We start from the raw sequence: 13254 nt of genomic DNA, 5'->3' as shown, positions 1-13254 counted from the left end.
GGTGGTTCAGTCGATCTGCACGACCACCTTGCCCCGCACACCGCCGTGCTCCAGCGCACCGTGCGCGGCAGCGATGTCGGCCAGCGGGAACACCCGGTCGACCTGCGGGCGGATCGCCCCGGTCGCGACCAGGCGGCCGAGCTCGGCGATCAGCGGGGCGGTCGGGTTGCCGCTGAAGAAGCGGGTCCAGCGGGTGCGGTGCAGCGCGTGCGCCGCGATGTAACCCAGTGAGCGGACCGGGCGGTCGAGGTCGAACGCGATCGCCACCAGCCGCCCGCGCGGGGTGAGCAACCGGCGGAAGGCGGGCAGGTCGGTGCCGACGGTGTCGAGCACGACGTCGAAACGCCCCAGATCGCCGGGCGCGCGGTAGTCGACCGCCTCGTCCGCTCCGAGCCCGGTCACCAGGTCCAGGTTCTTGGCACTGGCCAACCCGGTGACGTGCGCCCCCATCGCCTTCCCGAGCTGCACGGCGATGTAGCCGACGCCGCCCGTCGCTCCCCGGACGAGCAGCCGCTCACCGGGCGCGAGCGCGGCCAGGTCGCGCAACGCGGTGATCGCCGTGGTCCCGACGGGCAACGCGGCGGCCTGCACGGCGTCGAGCCCGGCGGGAACGTGGTCGAGCCGCTCGGCCGGTACGGCCACGTACTCCGCGGCCGAGCCCATCCGCCGCCCCAGCACGCCCCAGACCAGGTCACCCGCCGCGAACCTGCTGTTCTCCGGCGCGACGACCTCGCCGACCAGGTCGATGCCCACCCGCTTGGGAAAGTTCTTGCCGCTGAACGGGCGCAGCCGCCCGGCACGCATCGCCAGCTCGCCGCCGTTGACCGACACGGCCCGCACCCGGACCAGGACCTCACCGGGGCGTGGCCGCGGGACGGGCCCGGTGGTCACGGACAGGACCTCAGCGGGCCCGTACCGGTCGTAGGTCGCGAGCCGCATCGAAGTGGAAACCATGCTCCAGTTCTACGACCGGAACCGGACGGTGTCATCCACTTCGCCTAAAGTGAGAGGGGTGTCGACGACATCGCCTCGCTTGCGCACGGACGCGGCCGCCAACCGGACCAGGATCCTCGACACGGCACGGGAGGTCTTCGCGGCGGAAGGCCTGGCGGTCCCGATGAGCGAGATCGCACGCCGCGCCGGCCTCGGCGTCGCGACCCTCTACCGCCGGTTCCCGACCAAGGAGGACCTGGTCGCGGAGGCGTTCTCCGAGCAGATGCACGAGTGCGTCGGCCTGCTCGACACCGCCCTCGCCGACCCCGACCCGTGGCGCGCGTTCTGCCGGGTGATCACCCAGGTGTGCGCGATGCAGGCCAGGGACCAGGGGTTCTCCAAGGCGTTCATCACGGCCTTCCCGCACGCGGTGGAGTTCAGGACGCTGCGCGAGCAGGCCGAGCGGGGCTTCGCAGAGCTGGTGCGCCGCGCCCAGGCGGCCGGTGCGCTGCGCCGCGACTTCGACCCGGCCGACCTCGCCCTCGTCCTGCAGGCGAACGGCGGAATCCGGGCCAGTACGCCCGAGGCGACCGCGGACGCCTCCCGCCGGCTCGTGGCCTACCTGCTGCAGGCGTTCCGCGCAGAAGGGGCCGGCCCGCTCCCCCGTCCCGTCACCATCTCGCTCGACGCGGCGTTGAGCTGAGCCGTTATCGGGCCGAGTACCGCACGCCGGACCAGTACACCGGCGTGAGGCCGGCGAGCCGCCCGTCACCGGACCGCACCACGGCGAAGTCGCTCTCGACGACCGACCGGTCGGCGCTGGTCGCCCGCAGGCGCAGAACCGCTACCCGGGAGCCACCGGTGGACCCGGCGTCAGGTTCGAACGACACGACGACAGGCCGATCACCGCCCGGCGCCTGCCCCGACGAGCGCGCGTCGTCCACCAGCCCTCTGCAGATGCCGGGCACCTGCGCGACCGACTCGCAGAACCGGCCGTGGTCACCCGCCGGGGCCAGCCGCACCGCCTCGTCGAGCAACGCCTCCGCCTCAACCCGTTCGATCGCGGGCCCGTCGGACGGCATGGCCGCGACCACTCCGGCCAGCACGGACGCGAACACCACCGCCCCGACCACCACACCGGCTCGCCTGCGTGCCTGCAACTCCCCCATCGCACCAGCGTAGTGACCACGCGCAGCGGTCGGCAGGACTTAATCGATACGACACCATCGGGCCATGCATCAGCAGTTGTGAAGGAGTTTCACGTACTGCACCATCGGCCCTCATGCGCCTGATCACGCTCGCCGCCGCCGTCGCGCTCGCGATCACCGCGGCACCGGCGACCGCCGCCCCTGCCGCGGCTGCCCCGAAGATCGCCACCTACAACGTCTTCATGCTGTCGCGGAACCTCTACCCCAACTGGGGCCAGGTCGCCCGCGCCGACCTTATCGACAGCACCGGCACGCTGAACGGCCAGGACGTCGTAGTGCTGCAGGAGGCCTTCGACAACGCCGCCTCCGATCGGCTGCTGGGCAACCTGCGCGACACCTACCCGCACCAGACGCCGGTGCTGGGCCGCAGCCGGGCCGGCTGGGACGTCACGAGCGGCGCCTACCGCGACGAGACGCCCGAGGACGGCGGTGTGGCGGTGCTGAGCCGGTGGCCGATCACGACACGGGTCCAGCACGTCTACCGCGACGCGTGCGGCGCGGACTGGTTCTCCAACAAGGGGTTCGCGTACGTGCGCATCGAGTCGCCGAGCGGGCCGCTGCACGTGATCGGCACCCACCTGCAGGCGGAGGACTCGGCCTGCACCAGCGCGCCGGGCGGGTACCGGGCCAAGCAGCGGGCCGAGATCAGGGCGTTCCTCACCGCACGTGCCATCCCCGCCACCGAACCCGTTTACGTCGCGGGTGACCTCAACGTCGTCCGGGCGAGCGCCGAGTTCGCGAGCATGGTCACCGAACTGGGCGCGCGGACGCCGACGATCACCGGGCACCCGTACTCGTGGGACTGCGCCGACAACAGCGTCTGCCGCGACCAGTACGGGCCCGAGTACGCCTCGGAGCACCTCGACTACGTGCTCACGGTCCAGGGACCTCCACTGGTCAACGAGACCCGGCGGGTGAAGAGTCTGGAGTGGACGGTCTGGTCGTGGGGCCGCAAGCACACCTACACCGACCTGTCCGACCACTACCCCGTCTTCGCCACGGGCTGAGCGCCCGCCGCAACACAGCCGCTTCGCTCACGCAGGTTGCCAGCTGTTGTGCCTTCGCCGCCCCAAGTCCCCCGCCCCTTGCTCTGCTGGCGTCTGCAAGCAGGGAGCGGGCAAGGCTTCTGGCCAGGTGCTCAGACGTACCGGCGCAGCAAGTCTTCTTCGGTCTCCCGCCGCACGACCGGCCGCGCCACACCGTCGCGGACCGCGACGACCGGCGGCCGGCCGACCTGGTTGTAGTTCGACGCCAGCGCGTGGTGGTACGCACCCGTCACGGGCACCGCCAGCAGGTCACCGGCGTGCACGTCCGCGGGCAGCGGCACGTCCTGCGCGAGCACGTCGCCGGCCTCGCAGTGCCGCCCGACCACGGTCACCGGCGCCCGGCGGCCGCCCCGCCCGACGAGCCGCACCGCGTACTTCGCCCCGTACAACGCGGGCCGCGGGTTGTCGCTCATCCCGCCGTCCACCGCCACGAACGTCCTCGCCGCCGACCGCTTCACCGCGCACACCCGGTACAGCGTCACCCCGGCGTTCGCGACGATCGACCGGCCCGGCTCGATGAGCACCCGCGGCACCGGCACCCGGTGCACCCCGCACTCGTAGCTCAGCGCCACCCGCACCCGGTGCGCGAACCCGGCCAGGTCGAACGCCGGCTCCCCCGGCAGGTACGGCGCGCAGAACCCGCCACCCAGGTCCAGCTGCTCGATCCGCACCCCGCACGACGCGATCAACCCGACCATCCGCCGCACCGCCTCCTCGTACGCCGCCACGTGCCGCACCTGCGACCCGAGGTGGCAGTGCACCCCGACCAGCCGCAACGACGGCTGCTCCGCCACCCGCCGCACCGCCTCCAGTGCCGCACCGGACGCCAGCGAGAACCCGAACTTCTGGTCCTCCACCCCGGTGGCGATGGCGGCGTGGGTCTGCGCGTCCACACCGGGCGTCACCCGCACCATCACCTCCTGCCCGTGCCGGGCGAGGGAGCCGAGCTGGGCGATCTCGTCGAACGAGTCGACCACGACCCGCGACACCCCGTACGCGAGCGCGGCTTTGAGGTCCTCACCGGTCTTCACGTTGCCGTGCAGGACGATCCGCGCGGCCGGAAACCCCGCGACCCGCGCCAGCGCCAGCTCCCCCGCGGACGACACGTCCAGCGAAAGCCCTTCGGCGGCCATCCACCGGTACACCTCGGGACACGGCAGTGACTTCCCCGCGAACACCACCTCCGCCTCGGGCAGCGTGCTGACGAACGCCCGTGCCCGCGCACGCACCGTCGCCTCGTCCAGCACCTGGCACGGCGTGCCGAACTGGGCCGCCAGCCGCGAGACGGGCACTCCACCGATGACGAGGTCAGCGCCGTCGAGCCGGGTTCCGTCCGGCCACAGGCCCTGTTCCAGCACCGGTCCGGTGGAGCATCCGGTGCTGGGCAACAACTCAGCGAGTGTCATGCCGGTGATTGCACGCCGGTCACCGGTGCGGTGTCAGGGCCCGCGACGAGTCCCTGACACGGTGGGGGCCCGCTTTGACGCGATCCTGACGGGCCGGGTGGCCCGGACCACATCGGCGATCGGTTGCGCAGGTGGTACCGCACGGCTCGGCGCCCAGGTGCTCCCGCCCGCCGTGCAGTTCACCGAGCCGCGGCGACCGGAGCGAGCACCGGACGCGGTACCCGCACCACGCGGTGTGCGCAGGCCTCCAACCTGGCAGCGACCGGCTGGCCCTCCCAGATCAGGACGTCGAACTCCCCGTAGTCGGCCAGCGCGGTGAACGCACGATCAGCCGACGCCACGGCGAAGCTGCGGCAGCCCTGCTGGTGGGCATACCGCGCGTGGCACAGCAAGGCGTGTTCGGCGGCGTTGGCGTGCTGCGGCACCCGGCACGCGGCGATCCCGAGCTCCGCCAGCACGCTGAGCGTGAGGTCCTCGTGCGTGCCCGGATGGCTGTAGCCGGCCATCACGTGATGAACCGGCCCGGCCGCCGCCACCAGCGCACCTACCCTCGCGCGCAGCAGGCGAGGACGCGGCTGGTTCGGTCCGACCACGTTCTCCAGGTCGATCAGCAGTACCTTGTCCGTTGCCTCCACGAGTCCGATTCTGCGGCCGTAGACGCGCTCCGGCTCGTTGCCGTCCCCGACCGGGTGACACCAGTCCACACGCAACACCGCGTCGCACAGCGTGCCCGCCCGCCGAAAGGGCTCCTGCCCACACCGGTTCACCGGCATCCTGCACGCTGAAGCCCTTGGCAGCGATCTTCCTCCCTCGACAGGAAGAACGATCGTCCAAGGGCTTCATCCGTGATCAACCAAGGCCCGCACTTCGCCGCCCCGGGCTGAAACTCGGGCTAGTCCTTCCAGGGCACCTCGTCGCGCAGCCCCTCGTTGATGGCGAAGGCGTTCTTCACCGCGGCCTTGAGCGCGCCCTCCACCCAGCGGCGGTGACGGCGGTCGCACGCGTCGTTGGCGAACCACACCCGGCCCACCGGCCGGATCACGTCCTCGTAGAAGCCCTCGCTCATCTCGAACGCGCGGAACAGCGGGCCGATGCCGCACGCGTACCAGTCCAGCGCCCAGTCCTTGTAGACGCCGAACTCGAAGGTGTCCCGCGCCTCCGGGTGGATCTTGACCAGGTCCTCCAGCGCCTGCTGCACGCTCTCCTCGCCGGCCAGCGGCGTGTAGGGCATGCTGTCCTGCTCCCAGCAGTAGGACGCGATCATCACACCCTTGCGGTAGCGGGGGTCCTGACCGGCTGGCGGGTAGACGATGTTGCGGATGGCCAGGTCGGTCACCGTGAGCCCGTGCGTGATGCCGTACGCGCTCTCCCACCACCGCTCGCTGAACTGCATGAACAGCTTGTGCGCGCGGCCGTAGTAGGTGTTGCGGATCGCGTACCACTTGTCCGGGTCGAGGCCCTGGATCTCCATGTGCCGCAGGGCCGCGAACGGCACGGTCACCACCACCTCGTCCGCGACGACGGTGTGCGATCGGCGGCCCGAGCGGTAGTGCACGCGCACCCCGCTCTCGTCCTGGTCGATGCCGTGCACCTGCGCGCCGAGCCGGATGTCGTCCATCAGGTACGGCTCGAACGCGCGGGGCAGCGACTCTGCTCCGTCCACTATGTACGTGAGATCGCCGAAGACGTCCTCGTAGTAGTGGGAGAACCACTCGACGAGCGAGAAGTGGTAGCGACCCTCCAGGTTGAACAGCGGGCCGAGCATGGACAGCGCGCCGTCACCGAGCCCGCGCTCCTTGAGGTAGCCCAGCAGCGTGTACTTGTCGTAGTCGACGAGGATCTTCTGCCAGGCCTTGTCCGGCCCCTCGCTCTCCATCAGGTCGATCAACGGCTGCACGGTGTGCCGCAGCAGTTCGTGCGGTGCCTTGTCGGCCTCTGCCGTGGACAGGTCGAAGTTGAACGAGGTCGCGTCGAAGTCGCGCCGCCGCACGCCTTTGCCCTGCAGGTAGATGAACGTGTCCTCGTCGTACATCGGGAAGGGCTTGGTCGCGAGGCCGAACTTGTCCTTGATGAGCCACTGCACCAAGGGGTGCTGCTCCGGGAAGCGCATCGCGCCGAACTCGCCGTACATGTCACCCGCGAACCCGCGGTGGGTGAGGATGCGCCCACCCAACCGGTTCTGTCCCTCCAGGACGGTGACCTCGTGCCCGGCTTCCTTGAGCAGCAAGGCGGCCGTCAAGCCCGCCATCCCGGCACCGACCACCGCGACCCGGCGCTTCGGCGCCGAACTCTCCGGCAACCCGTCCTTCAACAGGTCGAGCACGTCCAAAGCCATGACCGAACCCCTCACTCACCGTCTTCGTCCTGAGCTGGTAGGAGAGGCGGCCGTCCTCGGTTCGACCGTACTGCCGAATCAAACACCGGACTACGACACGATGGGGTGGTGTTGTCCAGGAACCACTCGACTTCGCCGTTCTTCCCAGGTGGTGGAGGTGCGGCTCGACGGAACGTGGCCCCGCCGAGCCGCAGCCTCAACCGGTGAAGATGTCGGGCAGGTGGTGATCGGTCAGTACTGGGTTGCCACGGTGACGCCCGAGCAGCCGGTCTCGCCCTTCAGGCTGATGTAGACGTAGCCGGAGGACGGGTTGCTCACGGTGATCGCTTCGGTGTTGTCGCCACCGGCCGAGCGCTGAGTGGCGTTCGCGGTGGTCGCCCACGAGCTGGGGCTGAAGAACAGGTCGCAGTTGCCGGTTCCGCCCGAGGCCGTGATCCGCAGCTGCGGCGTGCCCGCGGGCAGGGACAGGAAGAGGTAGTCGTAGTCGCCGTTGCTGACCGACCTGTTGGAACGCTGGCAGTTCTTGCCGAGCGCACGCAGGTCGCTGCCCGTGCATTCGGCCGTGCCGCCGCCGTTGCCGGTGGCGACCTGCCTGGAGGTCGTCGCCGTCGAACCGCTGTTGTCGGTGACGGTGAGGGCGATGGTGTAGGTGCCGTCGGCGGTGTAGGTCTTGGTCGGGTTGGTGGCGGTGGAGGTGGTTCCGTCGCCGAAGTCCCACCGGTGGGAGGCGATGGTGCCGTCGGCGTCGGTGGAGCGGTCGGTGAGGGTGACCGTGCGACCGGTGACGGTGCTGGTGAACTCCGCCACGGGGGCCCGGTTTCCGCCGCCGCCTCCGCCGCAGTTGCCGGCCGCGCAGGCCGACAGCCAGGTGTACCAGTCGGTGTCGTACCGGGTGCCGATGGTGTTCTTGAGCAGGGTGCGCGCGGCGTTCCAGTTGCCGGCGCGGTAGTGGTTGAGCACCGCGGTCATGTCGGCGGGGTGGGACTGGAGCATGTAGCGCACGGCGAGGTAGCCCCACCGGTACACGCGTGTGGTGTCGTGGGAGTAGGTCGTGTCGAACAGCGTGCTCAGCGCGTAGGTGCGCCGCCCGGCCTCGGTGATCGCGGCGTCGTAGTTGATGTTGCGGTAGTGGTAGGAGATGTACTCGGCGAACCCTTCGATCCACCAGATCGTCGGCGTGGTCGTTCCGGCGCCGAAGTCGCCGTACATGTTGAACCGGCCGTCGAGGTAGTGGGTGTACTCGTGGTTGAGGTTCCAGATCGCGAACTGCGGGCGCAGCCACTCCGCCTCGTAGGCGATGAACCGCGGCTGGTTGCCCGACGCGGCCGGATTGCCTTCCAGGTACATGCCACCGTTGTTGGTGTCGATGCCGAACTGCGCACCCGCGTAGGTCTGGTAGTCCGTGCTGGAGTCGTACACCACGACCTCAAGCGTCGTGTTGTAGTCGTTGGCCACCGGACCTGGGTCCCTGACCACGTTGTGGAAGTAGGCGTCCTGGTTCGCCAGACTCACACAGGTGTCACGCAGTTGCGCGCTGGTCATCTCCTGGGCCCGGATGTTCAGCGACGCACTGCACCGGTGGGTGATCGGCAACACCGCGGCCATCAACCGGGCCTGCAGATCGCAGGTGTCGTAGTAAGCGCAGTTCGGCTTGTCGTAGGCATCGGTCATCTCCGCCACCCCGACCCACAGCGGCGCGGTCGGACCCGTGATCGACGACATGCCGAGCAAGCCCTTGACCTTGGGCTGCACGGTCACGCGCAGCGAGGAGTACTGCGAGAACCGCCCGAGCTCCCGGCCCGCGTTGGACGTGAGGTAGCCCTGCTGCCCGGAGAGCAGCCCCAGGTGGCTCGACGCGAAGTTGTACAACGTGTCCAGAACGCTGGTGTCGCGCTGCACCGCCGACACGAACTCCGGAACCTGATGCCCCCGGAAGAGGACGGTGTACACGTTGTTGACCGCGTTCAGCATCCACCAGGAGGCGTCGTACGAGGTGTTGTAGCCCGTCAACATCCGTTTGACGACGTTCAGGTAGCGCGCGTTCTGCTCGGCGCTGTCGATCAGCGTGATCGCCTCGGCCAACACCTCACCGTTGGCGTCGCTGACCTCGAAAGCCCGCGAACTGCCGAAGAAACCGTCCAGACCGGCCTGGATGGCCGTCTGCAGGGCCGGGCCGTACGTCCCGACCGTGGACTGGTTGTACCAGTGCACGTAGTACCCGGCCCGCAAGTACAGGACCAGTTGCGCCGTGCCCGTGGAGTTGTTCCCGGGATACGTCGTTCCGTTGTCGCGCAACCCATGGGCAACGCTGGCCATCTGTGCTTCACGGAACGCGTGGTAGGCATCCGACCCGGTGAGGTTGAACAGGGAGTTCACGCAGTCGGTCGTCGAGCTCCGGATCTTGTCGACCAGCGCCACGCCGGTTCGGCTGGTGAAGTCGGCGACGCTGCACACGGCCGCCGCGGATCGGCGATCGCGCATCGAGGGCGGCTCAGGAGCGCGGACTTCCTCCGGCGCGTTGTAGTCGCGCCGTGACTCGGCCTCGAACGCCGGCCTCGGTGCCCGTCCATCGACCGGCAGCGGGGTCTTCGCGACATGTCGATCACCGGCCGCCAGCGGGCGGCCGACAGGGGCAGGCGCTTGCGCTCGGTTGCTGCTTTCCGCAGTGCCGGAAGCCGGCGCCGCACCGGCAGATCCGGCACTGGTGCTGCAACCCAGCGTGACGATGACGACGAGCAGGGTCGTCCACACGCATCGTCGAATTCTCAATGATGTCATGGCTTGTCCTTCAACATCGGTCGCTCGAGCACGACCGTGACGGCTATGGCAGGGACCGTTCCGTGTGCGCAGCGTCACACAGCGCGATGGCCAACGTTCATGCCGAACACCGATAGGACCGTGCTATGAGGACTGCTTCCAGGGCAGACCTGGCAGCCGTTGGAGCCGGAGCAGGTGCAGCGGTTGGTGCCTGGGGACACGCTGTGGACAGTTACAGGACAAATTCGGCGTTTCGTCCAGTTCGTGCCTGACGAGGGGCAGACTTGCTTCCGGTCCGCTAAGAGGCGGGACGACAAGGCGACGAGATGGGGCTGACGTGGGTGTACGGAAGTGGTTGAGCGCAGCGGCCGTCACGGTCGTGGTCACGTCAGGATTGGCCGGCATGGCTCCGTCGGCGTCGGCGGCCACTCGCCTCGGCGGCATCGACCTGGGCGCCTACTGTCAGAGAACAGTCAATCCGGGGGACGCCAGCATCGCCTACCTGGTGGAGAACCACGCGAGGGGATGGCGCTGCGTGGACTCGATGTGGGTGGGCCCGCCCTTCGGCTGGGCGACCTACGCCGTGCGGGACATGGATCTCAACCACGCCTGCAGGTTGCAGTACGGCGGAGAGGCGTATGCGGTACTTGAGCAGAACCACGCGCAAGGCTGGGCGTGTTACCGATAGCGTACACATCGACTGGCTGAGGCCGACCGACTTGACCGCCTTCTGAAAGCTCCCTCGCTGCCGCACTTTCCGCAGAGGGAATTCAGCTTGAGACGCCCACGCAGGGCGGATCGCCCGCTCAAGCAAGGCTTCCGCCTCTCGGGTGATCGGCCACGCGCCGGAAGTCGCCACCCGGCGGCAGCGGCATGCCTGTTCGGTGTCGTCTTCGCCGTCTTGCCCACCGATCGAACCCGGTTGGCGTGTAGGCGAAAGCGGAGGGTGAGCGGTGCGGTGGCGCCGAGGGCTGCCGGAGCCGGCCGGAGTCGTTACGGTGCCGATCGTGCCGTTCATCGACATCGTTCCGATCGGTCCGGCCGGCTCCGGCAAGACATGTCTGCTGGCCGCGATGAAGCAAGGGCTCGACACGCACTCGTCTGACGCGGTCCCCGTGCTCAGCGCGGATCCGACCACCACCTTGAGGCTGGACCAGACGTGGGGCTTGGTGCGGGCCGACGGGTCGGGGTGGCCCGCGGCCACCGACCGCGACGTGTGGGTGGACCTGTGCTTCGAGGCGTGGTGTGACGACGGGGAGCCGTTGTACGAGGTGGGACTGGTCGACTACGACGGCTCGTGCGTCACGGTGGACGGGCATCCGGTGAGCCGGACGTTGGCCGCGCGTGTCCGCAGGGCTGATGCGGTGCTGTGCGTCCTGGACGGCGCGCGGGTCGCGGCCCTGCTCGGCGGTGAGCGCGCGTTCTTCGAGCACACCATGTCCGGGGTGTGGAAGCTGGCCGCCGGCCGGGGCAAGGTCGTGCGGTTCGTGGTGACCAAGTGGGACCTGCTGGAGGGGCGTGCCACGTTGGAGCAGGTTCGTGACGCGCTGGCCGGGGTGCCCGGTTTCGCGGCGGCGGCACGGCGGTCATCGGGGTGGCGCAACGCGCCCGGCTCGGTTGGGCTGATCCCGGTCAGCGTCGTCGGCGAGGAACCAGGGCGGCAGGCGGTGGTGCCGTTGTGGTCGGCGCTGGCGCCGGTGCTGCAGGTGGCCGCCGAACGGGCCCGGCGCACGGGGCGGGGTGGTTCGGCGGCGGCCGAGGTCGGGGTGAACTGGTTGGCGCAGGCGGTGACGGCGGAGGCGGTGCGGCGGGTGCTGCACCGCGTGGTGGGCGAGGTGCCGGAGGGACGTGGCGCGCGGCGGTACGCGGGATTCGCGGCGGCGGGGGCATCGATGCTGGCGGAGGCCGCGGTCAGGACCTGGTCCGACCGGGCCACGCGCCCTGCTCACGGACAGGCGGGGCGGGCGAGGTTGCTGCGGCGTGCGGCCGAGGCGTGCCAGTGGGAGCTGGACGGCTTCCGCCACAGGTTCCCGGCCTCCGCCCTGCACGGTGTCGTCTCATCGCTGCCGACGCCGTTGCGGCGCCGGGTCGGTTGAGCGCCGCCAGGACCGCACGCCGAGCAGCGCGCCGGCGACGGCGGCCGCGATCAGCACTGCCTTCCGACGTGTGGTGACCGGGGTCAGCGCGGGTCGTCGGCCGTGGCGGCCGGTCCAGGTGGTCAGGCTGCGGCCCAGGACCCACTCGCGGAACAGCCACCAGGCGTTCAGCGGTCCGGTGAGGTTTTGCAGGACGATCCAGCTGGGCAGGCACTTCACCGTGGTGCGCCATCCGAGCTGCCGGACCGCGACCGCGACCGAGGCGACGGTGACCACGATCCACAGTGGACTCCACCAGCTGCGCAGCCCGCGCACCACGCCGTGGCGGGCCACGTAGAGGGGCAGGGTGCAGATGGCCATGCCGCCGACGAGGGAGTCGACGACCTGGGAGGCGACGATGATGAACGCTCCGCCGTCCATGACGGGAGCACGGTGCTTGACCATGGTCTGGGCGAACCCGGCGGTCCAGCGGTGCATCTGGGAGAGCAGCTCGGACAGTGAGGTGGGTTCGCCGGTGTAGACGAACGCTTCGGGGGTGAAGGCGACGCGGTGACCGAGGCGGTGCAGGGTCCAGGTGAGGTTGAAGTCCTCGGTGATGTTGTCGTCGGGGTAGCCGCCGACCTCGCGCAGCACGTCGGTGCGGTGGCAGTTGGCCATGCCGCTCAGGACCAACTGCCGGTGGAACACGTCTTGGAGTGGCCGGATCCAGCCGTTGGCGATGGCGTGGTAGAGCGTGCGGTAGCGGCTGTAGGGGGTGTCGGTGTCGCGGGGCATGGCCGAGGGGCAGGTTCCGGCGTAGCCGCGGCGCAGGGTGGCCATCATCTGCTCCACCGCGCGAGGGGACAGGGTGGCGTCGGCGTCGAGCGCGACGACGGCGTCGCTGGTGATCCTGGGCAGGGCCATGTTCTGCGCCGCCGCCTTCGACCCGCCTTTGCCTTCTATGACGACCACGCCCAGACCGCGGGCGATGTCGGCGGTGCGGTCGGAACAGTTGTCCGCGACCACGATGATCTGGTCAATCGGATGGCTCTGTGCGCGGCAGGATTTGATTGTCCCCGCGATTGACGCCTCCTCGTTGTGTGCCGGGATCACCAACGACACGCTGCTCGGGAAGTGCGACCACGCCCTTTCCCCGAAATGGCCCGTGACCGTCTTCCGTTCGCCTTCGGTCAGCTTCAGGTGTGCGTCTTCCGCCCTCATTCGAGGGTGTCCCCAATCCGATTCGAACCAATGCCGACACCGTCAACAGGACCGCACCGATGCCGGTGCTGGCCAGCAAGGACATAACCCTCCCCACGTCGCGTCCTACTACACAGCATTGCTGGTTCAGCCGCTGGGTAGCGATACCTCGATCAGGTAGGACCGCGATCGGAAAGCGCCGTCACCAACCGTGACCGCGAAGCGGGACGCCGCAGCTCAGGCTCACCGAATGCGACACCGAATCACCTGCCCGGCCGAGGGAGATCAGACCAC

The 13254-nt window shown here is 69.5% G+C and carries 10 protein-coding genes; 3 read left to right on the top strand and 7 right to left on the bottom strand.

Annotated features, from left to right (window positions below):
* Positions 1-6 precede the first annotated feature (6 nt).
* Positions 7-954 carry an NAD(P)-dependent alcohol dehydrogenase gene (locus ACZ7CH_RS26915; protein WP_470375208.1) on the bottom strand — a complete coding sequence of 316 codons (948 nt, stop codon included), beginning with the start codon at positions 952-954 and terminating at the stop codon, positions 7-9.
* Positions 955-1012: 58 nt separating this feature from the next.
* On the opposite strand from ACZ7CH_RS26915, the gene ACZ7CH_RS26910 reads away from it, so the two are divergent.
* Complete coding sequence (locus ACZ7CH_RS26910; protein ID WP_470375207.1) at positions 1013-1636, top strand: TetR/AcrR family transcriptional regulator; 624 nt, start codon at positions 1013-1015, stop codon at positions 1634-1636.
* 4 nt (positions 1637-1640) lie between these two features.
* On the opposite strand, the gene ACZ7CH_RS26905 is transcribed toward ACZ7CH_RS26910, so the two are convergent.
* Positions 1641-2102: a hypothetical protein gene (locus ACZ7CH_RS26905; RefSeq protein WP_470375206.1), complete on the bottom strand. Its 462-nt coding sequence runs from the start codon at positions 2100-2102 to the stop codon at positions 1641-1643.
* A 113-nt stretch (positions 2103-2215) separates the two neighbouring features.
* Between ACZ7CH_RS26905 and sph the strand changes: the two genes are divergently transcribed.
* Positions 2216-3148 carry a sphingomyelin phosphodiesterase gene (gene sph / locus ACZ7CH_RS26900; RefSeq protein ID WP_470375205.1) on the top strand — a complete coding sequence of 311 codons (933 nt, stop codon included), beginning with the start codon at positions 2216-2218 and terminating at the stop codon, positions 3146-3148.
* A gap of 131 nt (positions 3149-3279) precedes the next feature.
* Here the strand turns inward: sph and lysA are convergent, their stop codons facing one another.
* From lysA to ACZ7CH_RS26880, 4 genes are all read right to left on the bottom strand, one after another.
* On the bottom strand, positions 3280-4593 hold the full coding sequence (gene lysA / locus ACZ7CH_RS26895; RefSeq protein ID WP_470375204.1) for a diaminopimelate decarboxylase: 1314 nt from the start codon (positions 4591-4593) through the stop codon (positions 3280-3282).
* Positions 4594-4772: 179 nt separating this feature from the next.
* A complete protein-coding gene (locus tag ACZ7CH_RS26890; protein ID WP_470372406.1) occupies positions 4773-5228 on the bottom strand; it encodes a hypothetical protein in 456 nt (151 codons plus the stop codon).
* 257 nt (positions 5229-5485) lie between these two features.
* Positions 5486-6928 (bottom strand): flavin monoamine oxidase family protein, encoded by a 1443-nt coding sequence (locus tag ACZ7CH_RS26885; protein ID WP_470372405.1) that lies wholly within the window; start codon positions 6926-6928, stop codon positions 5486-5488.
* A gap of 231 nt (positions 6929-7159) precedes the next feature.
* Positions 7160-9409 carry a collagenase gene (locus ACZ7CH_RS26880; RefSeq protein ID WP_470375203.1) on the bottom strand — a complete coding sequence of 750 codons (2250 nt, stop codon included), beginning with the start codon at positions 9407-9409 and terminating at the stop codon, positions 7160-7162.
* Positions 9410-10692: 1283 nt separating this feature from the next.
* Between ACZ7CH_RS26880 and ACZ7CH_RS26875 the strand changes: the two genes are divergently transcribed.
* Complete coding sequence (locus tag ACZ7CH_RS26875; RefSeq protein WP_470375202.1) at positions 10693-11781, top strand: P-loop NTPase family protein; 1089 nt, start codon at positions 10693-10695, stop codon at positions 11779-11781.
* Here the strand turns inward: ACZ7CH_RS26875 and ACZ7CH_RS26870 are convergent.
* Positions 11743-12981, bottom strand: coding sequence for a glycosyltransferase family 2 protein (locus tag ACZ7CH_RS26870; protein ID WP_360400533.1), 1239 nt, complete (start codon positions 12979-12981; stop codon positions 11743-11745). The genes ACZ7CH_RS26875 and ACZ7CH_RS26870 overlap by 39 nt on opposite strands.
* Between the last annotated feature and the right edge of the window lie 273 nt (positions 12982-13254).

The sequence above is a fragment of the Lentzea sp. NPDC037011 genome (assembly GCF_055607425.1).
This window is presented reverse-complemented; position numbering and strand designations above follow the sequence as displayed.

Bases quoted from the DNA above. Each gene is read 5' to 3' on its own strand.
- ACZ7CH_RS26915 (WP_470375208.1), bottom strand. From the start codon at position 954: ATGGTTTCCACTTCGATGCGGCTCGCGACCTACGACCGGTACGGGCCC.
- ACZ7CH_RS26885 (WP_470372405.1), bottom strand. From the start codon at position 6,928: ATGGCTTTGGACGTGCTCGACCTGTTGAAGGACGGGTTGCCGGAGAGT.
- ACZ7CH_RS26880 (WP_470375203.1), bottom strand. From the start codon at position 9,409: ATGCGCGATCGCCGATCCGCGGCGGCCGTGTGCAGCGTCGCCGACTTC.
- sph (WP_470375205.1), top strand. From the start codon at position 2,216: ATGCGCCTGATCACGCTCGCCGCCGCCGTCGCGCTCGCGATCACCGCG.
- ACZ7CH_RS26870 (WP_360400533.1), bottom strand. From the start codon at position 12,981: ATGAGGGCGGAAGACGCACACCTGAAGCTGACCGAAGGCGAACGGAAG.
- ACZ7CH_RS26905 (WP_470375206.1), bottom strand. From the start codon at position 2,102: ATGGGGGAGTTGCAGGCACGCAGGCGAGCCGGTGTGGTGGTCGGGGCG.
- lysA (WP_470375204.1), bottom strand. From the start codon at position 4,593: ATGACACTCGCTGAGTTGTTGCCCAGCACCGGATGCTCCACCGGACCG.